This is a genomic window from Paenibacillus sp. 19GGS1-52 (genome assembly GCF_022369515.1).
Taxonomy (GTDB): domain Bacteria; phylum Bacillota; class Bacilli; order Paenibacillales; family Paenibacillaceae; genus Paenibacillus_AQ.
In genome coordinates, this window is sequence record NZ_CP059724.1 from 287,266 (window position 1) to 303,442 (window position 16,177).

Consider the following 16,177-nt stretch of genomic DNA (forward strand, 5'->3'; position numbering starts at 1 on the left):
CTTCACCTACTTCTTTCAGATTATCTTTTAGTTCTTAATGAATTCTATATTTCCAATAATATTTTGGCTCTCTTTTTGAGGGTGGAGGAAGAAATGGGGGAGTAGTACACGATATTTTTCGTTACGACTATAGATTTTGCTTCCTCTTCACCAATCCGCTCCAGCTTCTTATCCTGCTGAGACTGAATTACGAACTGTTTTGACACCTTAGAAGATTTCTCAATCGATATATCAAATATAGCGATCAACTCAGAGGATCGAATAATCTTTTCCCCGCCCAAATGAATATACATGGTCTTCCTCCGCTCTTTATAACTCGACTTTTCCATTATGAACATGGTAAAGGTTGGCGCCCTTTAATTTATCGGCATTTAGACCCTCAATACCGGTTGCGGTAATGAATGTCTGTACCTTGCTTTGAAAGGTTTCGATAAGCTGAGTCTGGCGGTAAGGATCAAGTTCGGACAAAACATCGTCAAGAAGCAGCACAGGATACTCCCCGATTTCCTCATGGATCAGCTCGATTTCCGCCAGCTTGAGTGATAACGCTGTCGTACGCTGCTGTCCTTGAGAACCGTAGACCTGAGCTTCTCTTCCGTTGATAAAAAAGGACAGGTCATCCCTATGGGGACCCGTCAGCGTCATGCCGCGCCTGATTTCTTGTTCTCTTGTTTGTGATAACTTTAACATAAAATTGTCTAATAAGACAGCTTCATCTTCCTCATCTCTCTCCCCGAAAGAGGGAACATAAAGCAATTTCAGCTCTTCTCCGCCGTTCGTAATCCCTCGGTGAATGCTTTCAGCCCATATTTGCAGCTTCTTTATGAATTGTTTCCTTTTTTTGACGATTTTAACACCATGCTCAACAAGTTGAACATCCCAAATCTCCAAAAGCTCTTTTTGTGCCGCATCTTTACCCCATAATTGCTTCAGCAAATTGCCTCTTTGGAGCAGTACCTTCTGGTATTGCTGCAGATGAAATAGATAGCTAGGCTGCACTTGCCCAATCTCCATATCGAGAAAGCGCCGTCTAATGCCAGGTGTTCCTTTAACAATCTCCAGATCTTCGGGAGCAAACATTACCACATTGAGTGAGCCGATAAATTCACTGAGTCGCCGCTGCTCTAATCCATTAATCTTAGCTTTTTTACCTTGAGCTGATAATAACAGTTCAAGTTTCAGATCGCCGTATTTTCGTTCTACCTCGGCATAAATTTGTGCAGAGCCTCCGGGAGCATCGAATGAGATGAGCTCGCGGTCTTTGGAGGTACGGTGGCTTTTGGTCATCGCCAGGACGAACAATGCCTCCATGAGGTTTGTTTTGCCTTGGGCATTCTGACCGAGAATCAGATTCACATCGCCCAAGCTCTCAAGACGCAGCAGCTCATAATTGCGATAATGCTGCATACCGATATTTTTAACAAACACGAAATAGTTCCTCCTCGGATGCCCTACTCTTTAACTCCGCCGCCTTCAACCTCAAAAGCTCCGTTATCCTGAACCTCTATTTTATCACCAGGGTAGAGTTTTCTGCCGCGGCGTTCTTCTACTTCTCCGTTAACAAGAACATGACCTTCTTGCAGCAGGGCTTTGGCCATACCGCCTGTGGATACACATTCAGACAGCTTTAAAAATTGGTCTAGCTTAATATATCCACTGTGGATAACTATTTTTTTCATGTTTTTTATCCTTTCCACCACTTATCCACAGGCCGTGAACGATGGCGTTAATTTGTCGTGCGGTAAGGCAAAATGACATATAAGCTGCGGCTTTCATCAAGTGGTCTTAGGATAATTGGGCTCATCATTCCTGTAAAGGCAATTACCAGCTGCTCACTTTCTACGACCTTTAATACATCGAGCATGTATTTGGAGTTGAAGGAGATCTTCAACGGTTCACCTTTAAAATCAAGAACCTCAAGCTCCTCGCGGACCTTACCAAGCTCTGACGAGCTTGAAGATATCTCAATACTGCCATTCTCAAGCGTTTGCATCCGTACAATATTCGTTTTTTCTTCACGAGACAGCAAATAAGCGCGGTCAATCGATTCGCTGAGCTTTTTTGTATCCAAAGTTAGTTCTGTTTTGTAGGCTGTGGGAATAATCCTAGAAGTATCCGGATAAATTCCATCCAAAATCCGTGAATAGAACAGAACCTTGTCAATTTTGAAGAGAACCTGATTATCGGCTACAACAATATCCACCAACATATTCTGGTCCGGAATAATCTTGCTAAGCTCATTGAGTGTTTTGCCGGCTATGACGACGTTAGCAAATTGAACACTTTCGGTACCTTCTAACCGGGCAGCTCGTGTAGCCAGACGGTGGCGATCAGTCGCTGTAAATTTAAATTCATTATCAGCCAGATTCCACAGTATACCTGTGAGGATTGGTGTTGTTTCTTGGGTGGAGATAGAGAAAGCCGTTTGTTTAATCATATTTTTAAGCAAATCACCTGGTATAGAGATCGTCTCATTCTCTTCAATACTCGGCAGTACAGGAAATTCTTCAGGGTCAAGTCCTACGATCTGAATTTCTGTTGATCCCGAGGAAATATAGGTCTGAAAACCTTCCTTTACCTCCATCTGAATCTCTTTGGATGGCAATTTCTTGATAATTTCGACAAAAAATTTGGCTGGTAGGACAACACTGCCGGGTTGCTCGACTTTCACGATAGTAAGACTGTCATTCTCCAGAGGAATAAATGATTGAATTGAAATATCAGTATCGCTGGCGGTTAATGTCACTCCTTGGTGGGTGACTTCTAGCTTAATACCTGTAAGGATAGGGATTGTTGTTCTGCTGGAGATAGCTTTTGATACATGTTGTATCGATTCGTTGAGTTCATTTTTTAGAATGCTTATTTTCATGATTTCACTCCTAGCTGAAAAATGGGAAATTGTGATGTTGTTAGTGTCTTGAAAACGCGCTTATAGATGATGAATTATTATAGTTATTTAGTAGTATTAGTAGTAGGGGCACTGAATATGTGGATAACCCTTTCAAACCGCATGAAACTAAGCCTATTCACATGTGTATAGATTGTGCATAGGCTCATTGTTCATTTAGGAAGGATTTTTGATTTTCTCCGCAAGATTATTTACCACTTTGTACAACTCCTGATCGACCTTTAATTGCTGTGTTATCTTGTCATGGGCATGTATGACTGTCGTATGGTCACGTCCCCCAAATGCTTCGCCTATCTTAGGGAGTGAGTAATCCGTTAATTCACGGGATAGATACATGGCGATTTGACGCGGGAAGGCTACGGCTTTAGTACGCTTGCGTGCTTTGAAATCTTCAAGGCGCAAATTGTAATATTCGCCGACTTTTTGCTGAATGTCTCCCATTGTAATCATTTTGGGGCGGCTGGACGGGATGATGTCCTTCAATGCTTCAGCTGCCAGATGAGTAGTTACATCCTGGTTCGTTAGAGATGAGTAGGCAACAACCCGAATCAAAGCACCCTCTAGCTCACGAATATTTGTATCGATCTGGTTGGCGATGTACATCATAGCCTCATTAGGGATATCAAGATTCTCCGCTTTAGCCTTCTTGCGCAAAATGGCAATCCGGGTCTCCAGATCCGGAGGTTGAATATCTGTAATCAGACCCCATTCGAACCGGGAGCGCAACCGTTCTTCCAGTGTGGGAATTTCCTTTGGAGGCCGGTCGCTGGAGATGATAATTTGCTTGCGTTCTTCATGGAGCGCATTGAACGTATGGAAGAATTCCTCCTGTGTTGACTCTTTGCCGGCGAGGAATTGGATATCATCAATAAGCAAAATGTCAACGCTGCGATACTTATTGCGGAAGCTTTCGCCGCGGTTATCACGGATAGAATTAATGAATTCATTCGTGAATTTCTCAGACGAAATGTAAATAACCTTGTTGTTTGGGTTATGTTCCAGCACATAATGCCCAATGGCATGCATTAAATGGGTCTTCCCCAGACCTACTCCGCCATATAAAAACAAAGGATTATATGCTTTGGCTGGTGCTTCGGCAACGGCCAGCGAAGCTGCGTGCGCGAAACGATTGCCTGAGCCAATTACAAAGGTGTCAAAAGTATACTTGGGATTGAGCAGATGCGTTTGGGCTTCTTCGCGTGATACTGCGGGAAATGGCGCAGATTGTTGAATTACAAGCTCTGAAGGCTTGTTCTCCTCAATAACAAATTTGACGTCTACCTGTTTGCCGGTGACCTCATAAACCGTAGCTCCTACCAGTTTGGTGTAACGACTTTCCAGCCATTCGACTGCAAATGTTGTAGGTGCCGAGATGATAAGAACCTGTGTGCTGAAAGTGATCGCTTTCGTAGCCTTAAACCAGGTATCAAAGCTCGGCTTGCTTAATTTGGTCTGAATAATCGATAAAATTTGCTGCCATAATTCGGAAGTATGGCTGTCCACAGACTGTCACTCCTTTAAATCTTCCAAATGTGGCATCAGCCATGAGTGGAAATGTCGAAGAAAATAGGTTAATGATGAGTTTTATCCCCAACATGCAATATGCAGAGACAAAAAAATATGGATAAATTTGAATTGTTCACAACGTTATCCACAACTTGTTGATAATATAGAGAACAAACAAATCTATTCACATTCAAAAGTAATACCATCATAGCAAAACTACCCTTGTTTTTCAATGATCAGGGCTATTTTATCCACAAATTCAAGCACTTGTGTATAATATTTAAGAACAACACTACATATTGTTGATAATTTGTTTACGGTTCGACAGTTTGCGTCAAGTCTCTATATTTTTTATACACAGGTTATTACCACCTGCAAATAGTCGACTTAGTTTTTTAGTAACAGGTGGATAACTTTTTATGCCTGTGGATTACTTTTTTTCTAATTAGGGCTGTGGATAAACATCTTAGCTTGAGGAGAGAAGAGGCGAGAGGTGTTAGGTTGACTTTTATCCGTAATATATGTTTTAATATATAAAGGTGTTTTCTGTGTGGATATGTCTCCAAATTATAATGATAATACTTGTAGATACTGTCCCTACTTAAAGGACGGCATAGTCCGTTTCTGCTTATAAGACAGTAATTTAGTACCTGTAAGGGAGGTGCAATACATGAGACCGACATTTAGACCTAATGTGAGCAAACGCAGCAAGGTGCATGGTTTTCGCAAAAGAATGAGCACGAAAAACGGCCGCAAAGTGCTGGCAGCCCGTCGCCTAAAAGGCAGAAAAGTTTTGAGTGCGTAAGTAAGGCCACCCGAGACCACTACGGTGGTCTTTTTTACTGTATTTTTAATTCCGGGGGCTCTGCAGAGGTTAGGATTACGCTTCAATGCGTTGGCTATACTTTGCGGGGCTATTTTACGTATATACTTATAAATATGAAACAGCAGAGTTCAACCCCTATAGATGAAGTGAAGTATATCGGGGTCAGCAGCTGTTTATGGTTGCTCAATAATGACTATACTAATTAGAAGGAAAAATTCCGGAGCGATCTTTGAGGCCGGTCTTTTTAATAAGGAGATTCTCGTGCACAAAAGATTACGATTACGAAACCGTGCTGACTTCAGCCGCGTATACCGCCATGGGAAGTCATTTGCGAATCATCAGTTTGTAGTGTATTGGTTCAGCAGAAAAGAGGTGGAGCGGTTCCGACTTGGTGTATCAGTCAGTAAAAAGGTGGGAAATGCCGTTGTCCGCAATCGAATGAGGAGACTGGTGAAAGAAATTGTCCGTCATCACGAGCCTGAAATTGCAGGTGGACTAGACATGGTGTTTATCGTAAGAAAAGGAGCCCTTACTATGGAATATGGAGAGCTCGAAAAAAGTGTGCTCCATGTGCTGCGCAAAGCCAAGCTGCTAAAGGCTTCCCGTAAATAATGGAGCCCGAAGTGGCTTGTTTATTTGTATTCATAATTATGGTATGATTTACGGTGCAATGGAATGTTCAAGAGAGGGGTTTTGAAGTGTCTGTAATGAAGACTAGACGAGGAAAATGGTTTCTCCTCATCGCTATGTTGGTGCTGTCATTAACTGTTCTATCGGGGTGTTCATCTTCGACCACAGTTACGCACACTATGGAGGATTTGAAAAACGGAGGCTTCTGGCAAAGTAACGTAGTTTATTATTTCGCCTTAGCTTTGGAAACGTTCGCCAAGTGGTTTAATGGAGAATATGGAATAGCCGTACTTGTGATGGTTATAATTGTCCGCACGTTGATTTTGCCGCTTACTATGAAACAGGTGAAGAGCTCGCGCGCAATGCAAGCCATACAGCCGGAACTCCAAAAGATCCAGAAAAAATATAAAGATACCCCTGAGAAAGTACAGCAGGAAACCATGCGTCTATTTCAGGAGAATAAGGTTAACCCAATGGCAGGTTGTTTGCCGTTGATTGTGCAGATGCCCGTTTTTATTGCCCTTTACAACTCGATATACTCTAATCCGCACTTGCGTGAGCATACCTTCTTGTGGCTGCAACTCGGTAAGCCGGACAAATTGTTTATTCTGCCAGCACTGGCTGCAATTACAACTTTCCTGCAAACGAGAATGATGACCAAGATGAATCCAACACAGATGCAAGGTCCGATGCAGTTTATGATGATGGTATATCCTGTACTGATCTTCATCATGTCCTACAACTTCCCGGCAGCACTTCCACTGTACTGGTTCTATAGTAATCTTTACACTATTATTCAGAACTATTTCTTATATCGCAACAATGGTAAAAATAAGTTAGCTGTTGCAGGTGCCGGAGTCATCGATGTTGGCCCTAATCTCGTGAAGAGTAAAGATGTCTCGAGCACTGGGAAAAACAAAAATGTTTCCAGCACTGTGAAAAATAATAGTGCCAAGACATCGAAGGGGGCCAAAAAGTCAAAATGAGCAAAGTCGTCGCGACAGGGAAAACCATTGAAGAAGCTGTAGAACGTGGGCTTACACAGCTTGGAGTTCACCGGGATCGAGTTACGGTCAATGTACTTGAACAGCCATCAAGAGGATTCCTGGGATTGATCGGTGCGAAAGGTGCCAAGGTTGAATTAACCTTGCTAACCGAAGCCGCACCGGCATCAGCGGCGAGTGCTCCGTCACTGCCTCAGCAGTCAACAAGAGAGAGCAAACAGGAGGCTATTGGCGGTGTGCCGCGCCAAGATTCCGGACAACCGGTGGAGGAAGCTTACCAAGAGGCCGTTCATTTCATTGTGGATGTCGCCAAGAGCATGGGGCTCGAGGTGGAAGTGGAGATCGTCCATACCAAGGAATCAAACATTCTGCAGATATCTGGTCCGGATCTCGGATTGTTGATTGGCAGAAGAGGACAAACTCTCGATGCTCTGCAGTATTTAGCTAATATCGTAGCTAACCGATATTCAGACAGCTTTATACGGCTAGTGCTTGATGCGGAGAATTTCCGTGAACGCCGCAAGAAGACACTAGAAGAACTGGCTGATCGATTAGCGGGCCGAGTTATTCGTACCCGTAAAGAGGTTGTGCTGGAGCCAATGTCCCCGCAAGAGCGTAAGATTATTCATTCCAGACTACAGGATCACCGGCAAGTGAATACCCTTAGTAAGGGTGAAGAGCCGAATCGCCGCGTCGTTATAACTTTGAAGTAAAGACCATATTGCCGCAATGACTCCTTGACCTATGAAAGGAGTCATTGTTTTTTAAAAGATATCACACAATAAATTATCCTTATATTTCTCGAAGAAACGGGTGCCATTCCATATAAAGGACGGCGAAGCCGTTTCTTCTTGATATATAAGAACATAGAGAGCAGATAAGACGAGGTGAATAATAGCATGCTTAGTGATACCATAGCTGCCGTATCGACGGCATTAGGTGAGGGCGGGATTGCTATAATCCGGGTCAGTGGCCCACAAGCTATAACCCAGGTGACACCATTATTTCGCAGTCGGATATCACTTGCGGAAGTGGAGTCACATACCGTTCATTACGGACATATTATTAGTCCGGTTGATGGGGAAAAGTTGGAGGAAGTACTTGTAACTGTAATGAAGGGACCGCGTTCTTTTACCACAGAGGATGTAGTGGAGATCAGTGCGCATGGTGGTATTATTTCGGTAAGAAGAGTAATGGATTTGCTGCTGCAGCAGGAGATTAGATTGGCTGAGCCAGGTGAGTTCACCAAACGCGCATTTTTGGGCGGACGTATAGATTTATCACAGGCAGAAGCCGTCATTGATCTTATCCGTTCTAAATCAGATCGAGCCTTCTCGGTAGCTTTGAAGCAGGTGAGTGGTTCACTATCCGAACAGATCCATCTCTTGCGTCATTCGCTTATTGAAATGCTGGCTCATATTGAAGTGAATATTGATTACCCTGAACATGATGTGGAATCAGTAACAGCTGAATTTATTAAAGATAAAAGCACTGAAGTTATGGAAGGTATCAATAAGCTACTAAAGACTTCTAATGAAGGTAAAATTCTACGTGAAGGTATTACTACAGCCATTATAGGCCGTCCAAATGTGGGAAAATCATCGCTGCTTAATGCGCTCGCGCGCGATAATAAAGCGATTGTAACAGATATTCCAGGCACAACACGTGATGTCATAGAAGAGTATGTAACGATTAATAATATTCCACTTAAGCTGCTCGATACTGCTGGTATTCGCGAAACAATGGATGTGGTGGAGAAAATCGGCGTTGAACGTTCCCGAGCTGCCGTCGTTGACGCGGATCTAATTCTGCTTGTACTAAATTCAAATGACGTGCTGCATGCAGATGAATTGGCATTAATGGAACAATTCAAGGGTAGACAATGTATATGTTTGATGAATAAAATGGACTTACCGTCTAAAGTTGATAAGGAAACGTTACTTTCTTTTTTTGAAGAGTCGAGCATTGTACCAATGTCCATTCTGGAAGAGAAAGGTTTGGATAAATTGGAAGAGGCCATTTCGACACTTTTTTTCGGCGGAAAGCTGGAATCTGGTGACTTGACATATGTGAGTAATGTAAGACATATTGCCTTGCTCAAAAAGGCGCACAGATCGCTTATGGATGCTTATGAGGCTGCAGAGCAGCATGTCCCGATAGATCTGATCCAAATTGATGTGCGGCTGGCTTGGGAGCAGCTAGGCGAGATCATAGGCGATACAGCAGCCGACTCGTTGTTAGACCAGATTTTTTCACAGTTTTGTTTAGGTAAATAGGTTCTATAGGGGGAAACAAGATATGAGTTATGATGGAGGCAGTTATGACGTGATCGTCATTGGTGCTGGTCATGCCGGCTGTGAAGCTGCGCTCGCCTCAGCCAGAATGGGTTGCAGCACGTTAATGATTACGATTAACCTGGATATGGTAGCGTTTATGCCTTGTAATCCTTCCATTGGCGGACCCGCCAAGGGACATGTGGTGCGTGAAATTGATGCGCTAGGTGGAGAAATGGGCCGTAATATAGATAAGACTTTCATTCAATTAAGAATGCTTAATACGGGTAAAGGACCTGCTGTTCATGCCTTACGCGCTCAAGCGGATAAGTTCCAGTATCAGCATGCCATGAAGGAAACAATGGAAAAAACGCCGAAGCTGACACTTCGTCAAGGAATGGTGGAGCGCTTAATCGTTGAGGATGGACATTGCGTGGGCGTGATCACGAAGACAGGAACATCATACCGCAGCAAGTCTGTTATTCTGACCACAGGTACTTATCTGCGTGGTAAGGTCATCATGGGTGAGTTGGCGTATGAGAGCGGGCCGAATAATCAGCAACCTTCAATTAAGCTCTCTGAGCATTTGCGTGAGCTGGGCTTTGAGCTGGTGCGCTTTAAGACAGGTACACCTCCACGTGTGCACAAGGATACAATTGATTTCACCAAGACTGAAATACAGCCTGGAGATAGTAAGCCTAAATTCTTTTCTTTTGAAACCAAATCTTCGCAAAATGAACAGCTTCCTTGCTGGTTGACCTATACCTCTGAAGTAACTCATCAGATCATTAATGATAACCTGCATCGGGCACCCATGTTCACTGGAATAATTGAAGGAACAGGTCCACGTTATTGTCCTTCTATAGAGGATAAAGTAGTAAGGTTCAGCGATAAATCGAAACATCAGATCTTTTTGGAGCCAGAAGGAAAAAACACATCGGAATACTATGTGCAGGGTTTGTCCACTAGTCTTCCTGAGGATGTACAGCTTGCGGTTCTCCGTTCTATACCAGGTATGGAAAAAGTAGAAATGATGCGCAATGGTTATGCCATAGAATACGATGCGATGGTCCCTACACAGTTGTGGCCTTCACTGGAAACGAAACGTCTTCCAGGCCTGTTCACCGCAGGACAGATCAATGGGACTTCTGGTTATGAGGAAGCAGCAGGACAAGGGGTTATGGCTGGTATTAATGCAGCGCGCAAAGTACAGGATAAAGAGCCGATAGTATTGGATCGCTCACAGGGATACATCGGAGTGTTAATTGATGATCTTGTGACAAAAGGGACTAATGAACCCTATCGCCTCTTGACCTCACGTGCGGAATATCGCCTGTTGCTTCGTCATGATAATGCTGATCTACGTCTGACTCCTATTGGACATGAAATCGGTTTGGTTCCTCAACAGCGGTATGAAACTTTTCTGGAAAAGAAAGAACTAGTGGAACGTGAAATCGCCCGTCTTCAGGAGACTAAGGTAAAGCCAGTAGAGGTTAATGATCTGCTTGCACAATATGAATCAGCACCTATTGTTGATGGCAGCAACCTGCTTACATTAATGCGCCGTCCAGAGCTTACTTATAGCTTCGTTGATCAATTTTCACCTTCTCCTGAGAATTTGGATGAAGACATGAAAGAACAAGTCGAAATTCAGATCAAATACGCAGGATATATTGAGAAGCAACTGCAACATGTAGAAAAACTGCAAAAGATGGAAAAAAAGAAAATTCCTGATGGGATTAATTACTACGAAATTCATGGATTGGCGATTGAAGCCCGACAAAAGCTTACCAAGATTGTTCCTATCTCTATCGGCCAGGCTTCCCGGATATCCGGAGTGACGCCAGCGGATATTTCCATTCTTCTCGTACATCTGGAACATTACAACCGGGTGACGGCGGCGAGAGGATAATTCATGGACAATATAACGACCCAATTCACTGAGCTTTTGCAGCAACAAGGAATTATCCTTACACTAGTACAATTGGAGCAGTTCGAACTTTATTATCAAGAACTGGTATCCTGGAATGAAAAAATGAACTTAACCGGTATAACAGAGCGTGAACAGGTATATATGAAGCATTTTTATGATTCACTCTCGCTGGCCTTTTATCTGGATATGAATGAAGTGAAAAGCATGGCGGATATTGGCTCGGGAGCAGGGTTTCCAGGGATACCTCTGAAGATATGTTTTCCACATCTGAAACTGACCATTGTCGATTCATTAAGCAAAAGGATTTCTTTTCTCCAGCATGTATGCACTGTGCTTAAGTTAAGTGAGGTAGAGTTGATCCATGGCCGTGCAGAGGATATTGCCAGACAATTCATTCATCGTGATGCATATGATTTGGTCACTGCACGTGCTGTTGCCCGGTTATCATTACTTAATGAGTTTTGTCTGCCTTTCACTCGCAAAGATGGGATTTTCGCTGCGATGAAGGGGAATGATCCTTCTGAGGAATTGAATGAAGCCAATCACAGTCTGAAAGAGCTTCGTGCTCAATTAGATAAAGTGGAGTCCTTCAGTCTTCCTGTAGAAGAGTCTGTTCGTCATATTATTATCATACGGAAGACAGGAGCTACTCCTGCCAAGTACCCACGCAAAGCAGGGATTCCTGCAAAAACACCACTGATCTAAATGTTTCACGTGAAACATTTAGGGGCATATATCAAAAACTTAAAAGGATTCCCCTCTGCTTTATGAAAGAGGGGAATCCTTTTTTAATATCCTCTCATTTTATATCTGTGTAATCATAGAAACCAGTATCACCTGAAAATAGGTGGTGTCTTCATTTCCACACACACCAGAGAGAATATGTGAATTTTCGATCATAATTGCAGGAAAAATAGGTCTTTAAGGAGAATAGGATTATAAGCAGAAAAGTGATAGAATAATATAGTGAGACTTCGAATCTAGTTGGTTCCTTCCGATGCTATTTTTTCTTCGAAGGAGAGATTGTAATGCCTGGTGATTTGCAGGCTGGTTCATTGCTGTACGATATGCTTTCCCCTAAAGAAGGTCAAGAAGATCGTACTATAACGAAATTAGGTGGTTATGAACGGAATGAAAGAACAATTCACCAAGCTTTTTGGATTTACTGAGCGGAGCAGCGGAGAAGAGATCAAACAAATCCCGGTTCATGAGGTCATCAGCAGTCCGTATCAGCCTAGGACTATATTCGATGATGATAAGATAGATGAGCTATGTCAGACTATCAAAACTCATGGAGTTATCCAACCCATAGTAGTGCGTTTGCGAGATTCACAGTACGAAATCATTGCAGGTGAACGGCGCTGGCGAGCAGTTAAAAAACTGGGCATGGAAACTATACCAGCCATTGTCCGCGAATTTAATGATTCGCAGGCTGCTTCAATTGCATTGATTGAAAATTTACAACGTGAAAATTTGACTTCAATTGAAGAAGCAATGGCTTATCAGAAATTGATTGATCTGCACCAATTGACTCAAGAAAGTCTGGCGCAGCGGCTTGGTAAAAGTCAGTCAACAATTGCTAATAAGATACGTTTACTGCATCTACCCCAAGAGGTCAAGACTGCATTGATGGAGCGCAAAATTACAGAAAGACATGCACGTTCGTTACTGTCACTGGACAGTGTGGAAATGCAACTAAAGGTTCTAACAGAAGTGATTACTAAGGGCTTAAATGTTAAGCAGACGGAAGCGCGTATAGCTTTCTATAAAGAAGTAACACATATAAAAAAGTCAAAACGGGTCTCCTATACTAAGGATGTTCGACTAGCACTTAATACAATTCGTCAATCTATTGATATGGTTTCAGGCTCAGGAATGGAAATCAAAACTTCTGAAAATGATCGTGGTGATCATTACGAAATTCTGATTCAAATTCCAAAAAGATAATGTATTCAACAGCTGAAGGCGGCCCTGATGTTGATTGGCCGTCTTTTTATGTGGCTTAAGTCCATATTATTAGCGAATTCCTTATACTTCTCGCAGAATGTGATGTCGCCCGAAATGGGTGGCAACGCCATTCTTACTATCGACCTACAAGAAGATTCTTCCTAACTATACGAGGTGAAATAAGTGTCCAAGATCATTGCCATAGCAAATCAAAAAGGCGGTGTCGGTAAAACAACAACCTCAGTGAACCTGGGTGCCGGCATGGCTGCTTTAGGAAAAAGAGTGCTTCTTGTCGATATTGATCCTCAAGGAAACACTACAAGCGGCGTTGGCATCAACAAAGCAGATGTAGCAGATTGTATTTATGATGTTCTTATTAATGAAGTGGATCCACAGGAAACAATACTTGAAACCCAAAACGAAGGCTTGCATATTATTCCGGCAACGATTCAACTGGCTGGCGCAGAGATTGAATTGGTTTCGATGATATCCAGAGAACTAAAGCTGAAAAAGGCATTGAATGCTGTTAAAGGAAATTATGATTATATTATTATTGATTGCCCCCCATCACTCGGGATATTAACGATCAATTCGCTTACAGCTGCTGATTCCGTAATTATCCCAATACAATGCGAATACTATGCCCTTGAGGGATTGAGCCAACTTCTGAACACGGTACGTCTAGTTCAAAAAAATCTCAATCCTCATCTTAAAATAGAAGGGGTATTGTTAACGATGCTTGATGCCCGCACGAATTTGGGAATTCAAGTTATTGAAGAGGTTAAAAAGTATTTTCAAGAAAAAGTGTATAAGACGATTATCCCGCGCAATGTTCGTCTCAGCGAGGCGCCGTCACACGGACAATCAATCATCACTTATGATCCTCGCTCTAAAGGAGCGGAAGTATATTTAGAGTTGGCAAAGGAAGTGATTTCTTATGAGTAAGCGTTTAGGAAAAGGGCTAGATGCATTAATTCCCTCCTTGTCTATTAATGAAGATGATAAGGTCGTAGAAATTCCTTTAGGACAATTACGAGCTAACCCTTATCAACCGCGCAAGGATTTTAATGAAGAAGCAATTCAAGAGTTGGCGGAATCTATTCGTCAACACGGAGTGATTCAACCTATTATTGTTCGTAGTGTATTAAAGGGATTTGAGATTATTGCTGGTGAACGCAGATTCCGTGCTTCACAATATTGTGGCAAAGCTACTATTCCAGCTGTCGTGCGAAATTTAAGCGATCAACAAGTAATGGAGATTGCATTAATTGAAAACCTGCAAAGGGAAAATTTGAATGCAATGGAAATCGCTGTGGCATATCAAGGTCTAATGGATCAATTCTCACTTACCCAAGAGGAACTTTCACTAAAGGTTGGTAAATCAAGATCGCATATCGCCAATTTTCTACGGTTGCTTTCTTTGCCGGAGGAAGTTAAAGAGTATGTTTCACGTGGAACAATCTCCATGGGGCATGCGCGGGCAATTGTTGCTTTGAAGGATACGGAGTTAGTATTGCAGCTTGCAGAACAGTGTGTGGAGCAGCAATGGAGCGTAAGAGAATTAGAAGAAACTGTGAAGAATCTAGATCGCAAGCCAGCCAATGGAGTTAAGGTTAAGGTGATCAAGCGCGATCCTTATATTGATAATATTGAGGAAACATTGCGCGAAAGATTCAAAACGACGGTTAAAATTAAGCAAGGTAAAGAAAAAGGGAAAATTGAACTAAACTATTACAGCAACCAAGACTTGGAAAGATTACTGGAGTTATTAGGGAACTGATGGATATTTGCACCTAAAAACATATCCTGAGTTATCCCTAACCGGATAAGGCAGGATATGTTTTTTAAAAGATAAGAACTAATATGGTTCGCACGATAAGTTATTCTTATATTTCTCGAAGAAACGGATGCCGGCCATATAAAGGACAGCGAAGCCGTTTCTTCTTGACGGAATAGATGTAAAGGATAAGGGGTGGGAGATTGGAAGAACTCGTATATCTGGATCATGCTGCAACTTCTTGGCCGAAACCTCCAGAGGTTGCAACAGCTATGATGAATGCCTTGCAACATTCTGGGGCAAATGCTGGCCGAGGCAATCATTCAATGGCCATGGGGGCAGGTCGTGTATTGGTGAGAACGCGCGGACTGTTGGCTGAATTATTTGCTGTTGCCAATGCGCAAGATATTGCCTTTACACATAATACTACCATGGCTCTGAATATGGGGATTAGAGGTACATTACAAGCAGGGGATCATGTGATAGCGACCATGACAGAGCACAACTCTGTGCGTAGGCCTCTGGAATATTTACGAAGAACTCAGGGAATAACAGTTGATTACCTACCAGTGAATAAAGCAGGACAGTTAGATTTGCTTGAATTGCAGAATGCTTTTCGACATAATACTAAAATGGTTATCTGTAGTCACAGCTCCAACTTACTTGGCAGCATTCTTCCAATCGGTGATATTGGTGATATAGCTAAATCAAAAGGTGCTGTGTTTATGGTAGATGCTGCTCAAAGTGCAGGATCATTGGGAATAGATGTGGTGTCCATGAATATCGATCTGCTTGCCTTCCCAGGGCACAAGGGGTTGTTGGGTCCGCAAGGTACAGGTGGGCTCTATATATCGCCTCAACTGGATCTAGAGCCTCTGATGCATGGAGGTACAGGCAGCCAGTCTGAGAATAGTGAACAGCCTTCTGTTCGTCCGGACAGGTATGAAGCGGGAACGCAAAACATGGTGGGCATTGCTGGTTTGATGGCTGGTGTTCAAAAGGTGAAGTCCATTGGGACGAACGTTATACATGAACGAGAATGCGCATTGACCCAATTGCTGATGGAGGGTTTGACAGAAATTCCGGGCATAAGACTGCTAGGGCCAGACAAGGGTGCACCACGAACTGGGATAGTAGCTTTTGTTATCGCTGGACAGGAGTCGGCAGAAATTGCCCACCGTCTAGACCGTGAATATAATATTGCCGTACGAGCAGGGATGCACTGCACGCCCTTAGCTCATAAAGCTGTTGATACACTGGAGAGCGGTGCTGTAAGGGCTAGTGTGGGATATGATTCAACAGAGCATGATATAAGCAGAATGCTGGCAGCTATGGAAGAGCTCTATGGCAATGCCGCAGCAGATAAATAAAAA

At 42.9% G+C, this 16,177-nt stretch carries 17 protein-coding genes; 12 read left to right on the forward strand and 5 right to left on the reverse strand.

Annotated features, from left to right (window positions below; genetic code table 11):
- Positions 1-44 precede the first annotated feature (44 nt).
- From remB to dnaA, 5 genes are all read right to left on the reverse strand, one after another.
- Entirely contained in the window at positions 45-293 is a 249-nt protein-coding gene (gene remB, locus H1230_RS01350; RefSeq protein ID WP_154118891.1) for an extracellular matrix regulator RemB, read from the reverse strand.
- A gap of 16 nt (positions 294-309) precedes the next feature.
- Positions 310-1,428 carry a DNA replication/repair protein RecF gene (gene recF / locus H1230_RS01355; RefSeq protein ID WP_239713883.1) on the reverse strand — a complete coding sequence of 373 codons (1,119 nt, stop codon included), beginning with the start codon at positions 1,426-1,428 and terminating at the stop codon, positions 310-312.
- 23 nt (positions 1,429-1,451) lie between these two features.
- Positions 1,452-1,679 carry a S4 domain-containing protein YaaA gene (gene yaaA / locus H1230_RS01360; protein ID WP_154118892.1) on the reverse strand — a complete coding sequence of 76 codons (228 nt, stop codon included), beginning with the start codon at positions 1,677-1,679 and terminating at the stop codon, positions 1,452-1,454.
- Between the two features lie 47 nt (positions 1,680-1,726).
- Positions 1,727-2,869: a DNA polymerase III subunit beta gene (dnaN, locus tag H1230_RS01365; RefSeq protein WP_239713884.1), complete on the reverse strand. Its 1,143-nt coding sequence runs from the start codon at positions 2,867-2,869 to the stop codon at positions 1,727-1,729.
- Positions 2,870-3,064: 195 nt separating this feature from the next.
- Positions 3,065-4,411: a chromosomal replication initiator protein DnaA gene (gene dnaA, locus H1230_RS01370; protein ID WP_239713885.1), complete on the reverse strand. Its 1,347-nt coding sequence runs from the start codon at positions 4,409-4,411 to the stop codon at positions 3,065-3,067.
- A 673-nt stretch (positions 4,412-5,084) separates the two neighbouring features.
- Here dnaA and rpmH point away from each other — a divergent pair.
- The 12 genes from rpmH (at position 5,085) to H1230_RS01430 (ending at position 16,174) form a co-directional block, all read left to right on the forward strand.
- A complete protein-coding gene (gene rpmH, locus H1230_RS01375) occupies positions 5,085-5,219 on the forward strand; it encodes a 50S ribosomal protein L34 (RefSeq protein ID WP_036677745.1) in 135 nt (44 codons plus the stop codon).
- 282 nt (positions 5,220-5,501) lie between these two features.
- On the forward strand, positions 5,502-5,852 hold the full coding sequence (gene rnpA, locus H1230_RS01380; protein WP_239713886.1) for a ribonuclease P protein component: 351 nt from the start codon (positions 5,502-5,504) through the stop codon (positions 5,850-5,852).
- An 86-nt stretch (positions 5,853-5,938) separates the two neighbouring features.
- Positions 5,939-6,856 (forward strand): membrane protein insertase YidC, encoded by a 918-nt coding sequence (yidC, locus tag H1230_RS01385; protein WP_239713887.1) that lies wholly within the window; start codon positions 5,939-5,941, stop codon positions 6,854-6,856.
- The gene (jag, locus tag H1230_RS01390) at positions 6,853-7,587 is read left to right on the forward strand and encodes an RNA-binding cell elongation regulator Jag/EloR (protein WP_239713888.1); all 735 of its coding nucleotides are present in this window, start codon (positions 6,853-6,855) and stop codon (positions 7,585-7,587) included. The genes yidC and jag overlap by 4 nt, the downstream gene beginning before the upstream one ends.
- Positions 7,588-7,773: 186 nt before the next feature.
- The gene (mnmE, locus tag H1230_RS01395; protein ID WP_239713889.1) at positions 7,774-9,150 is read left to right on the forward strand and encodes a tRNA uridine-5-carboxymethylaminomethyl(34) synthesis GTPase MnmE; all 1,377 of its coding nucleotides are present in this window, start codon (positions 7,774-7,776) and stop codon (positions 9,148-9,150) included.
- Positions 9,151-9,172: 22 nt separating this feature from the next.
- Positions 9,173-11,059 (forward strand): tRNA uridine-5-carboxymethylaminomethyl(34) synthesis enzyme MnmG, encoded by a 1,887-nt coding sequence (gene mnmG / locus H1230_RS01400; protein ID WP_239713890.1) that lies wholly within the window; start codon positions 9,173-9,175, stop codon positions 11,057-11,059.
- 3 nt (positions 11,060-11,062) lie between these two features.
- A complete protein-coding gene (gene rsmG / locus H1230_RS01405; RefSeq protein WP_239713891.1) occupies positions 11,063-11,785 on the forward strand; it encodes a 16S rRNA (guanine(527)-N(7))-methyltransferase RsmG in 723 nt (240 codons plus the stop codon).
- Positions 11,786-12,108: 323 nt separating this feature from the next.
- On the forward strand, positions 12,109-12,249 hold the full coding sequence (locus H1230_RS01410; RefSeq protein ID WP_239713892.1) for a hypothetical protein: 141 nt from the start codon (positions 12,109-12,111) through the stop codon (positions 12,247-12,249).
- Positions 12,212-13,027: a nucleoid occlusion protein gene (gene noc / locus H1230_RS01415; RefSeq protein WP_239713893.1), complete on the forward strand. Its 816-nt coding sequence runs from the start codon at positions 12,212-12,214 to the stop codon at positions 13,025-13,027. Before H1230_RS01410 ends, noc begins: the two co-directional genes overlap by 38 nt.
- Before the next feature lie 183 nt (positions 13,028-13,210).
- Entirely contained in the window at positions 13,211-13,972 is a 762-nt protein-coding gene (locus H1230_RS01420) for a ParA family protein (RefSeq protein ID WP_239713894.1), read from the forward strand.
- Positions 13,965-14,807, forward strand: coding sequence for a ParB/RepB/Spo0J family partition protein (locus H1230_RS01425; protein WP_239713895.1), 843 nt, complete (start codon positions 13,965-13,967; stop codon positions 14,805-14,807). The genes H1230_RS01420 and H1230_RS01425 overlap by 8 nt, the downstream gene beginning before the upstream one ends.
- A 200-nt stretch (positions 14,808-15,007) precedes the next feature.
- Complete coding sequence (locus tag H1230_RS01430; protein WP_239713896.1) at positions 15,008-16,174, forward strand: aminotransferase class V-fold PLP-dependent enzyme; 1,167 nt, start codon at positions 15,008-15,010, stop codon at positions 16,172-16,174.
- Positions 16,175-16,177: the final 3 nt, after the last annotated feature.

What these genes read in the sequence shown, in the direction of transcription:
- H1230_RS01425 (WP_239713895.1), top strand. Translation starts at nt 13,965, where the DNA reads ATGAGTAAGCGTTTAGGAAAAGGGCTAGATGCATTAATTCCCTCCTTG.
- yaaA (WP_154118892.1), bottom strand. Translation starts at nt 1,679, where the DNA reads ATGAAAAAAATAGTTATCCACAGTGGATATATTAAGCTAGACCAATTT.
- rsmG (WP_239713891.1), top strand. Translation starts at nt 11,063, where the DNA reads ATGGACAATATAACGACCCAATTCACTGAGCTTTTGCAGCAACAAGGA.
- remB (WP_154118891.1), bottom strand. Translation starts at nt 293, where the DNA reads ATGTATATTCATTTGGGCGGGGAAAAGATTATTCGATCCTCTGAGTTG.
- mnmE (WP_239713889.1), top strand. Translation starts at nt 7,774, where the DNA reads ATGCTTAGTGATACCATAGCTGCCGTATCGACGGCATTAGGTGAGGGC.
- noc (WP_239713893.1), top strand. Translation starts at nt 12,212, where the DNA reads ATGAAAGAACAATTCACCAAGCTTTTTGGATTTACTGAGCGGAGCAGC.
- jag (WP_239713888.1), top strand. Translation starts at nt 6,853, where the DNA reads ATGAGCAAAGTCGTCGCGACAGGGAAAACCATTGAAGAAGCTGTAGAA.
- dnaN (WP_239713884.1), bottom strand. Translation starts at nt 2,869, where the DNA reads ATGAAAATAAGCATTCTAAAAAATGAACTCAACGAATCGATACAACAT.
- H1230_RS01410 (WP_239713892.1), top strand. Translation starts at nt 12,109, where the DNA reads ATGCCTGGTGATTTGCAGGCTGGTTCATTGCTGTACGATATGCTTTCC.
- rpmH (WP_036677745.1), top strand. Translation starts at nt 5,085, where the DNA reads ATGAGACCGACATTTAGACCTAATGTGAGCAAACGCAGCAAGGTGCAT.
- mnmG (WP_239713890.1), top strand. Translation starts at nt 9,173, where the DNA reads ATGAGTTATGATGGAGGCAGTTATGACGTGATCGTCATTGGTGCTGGT.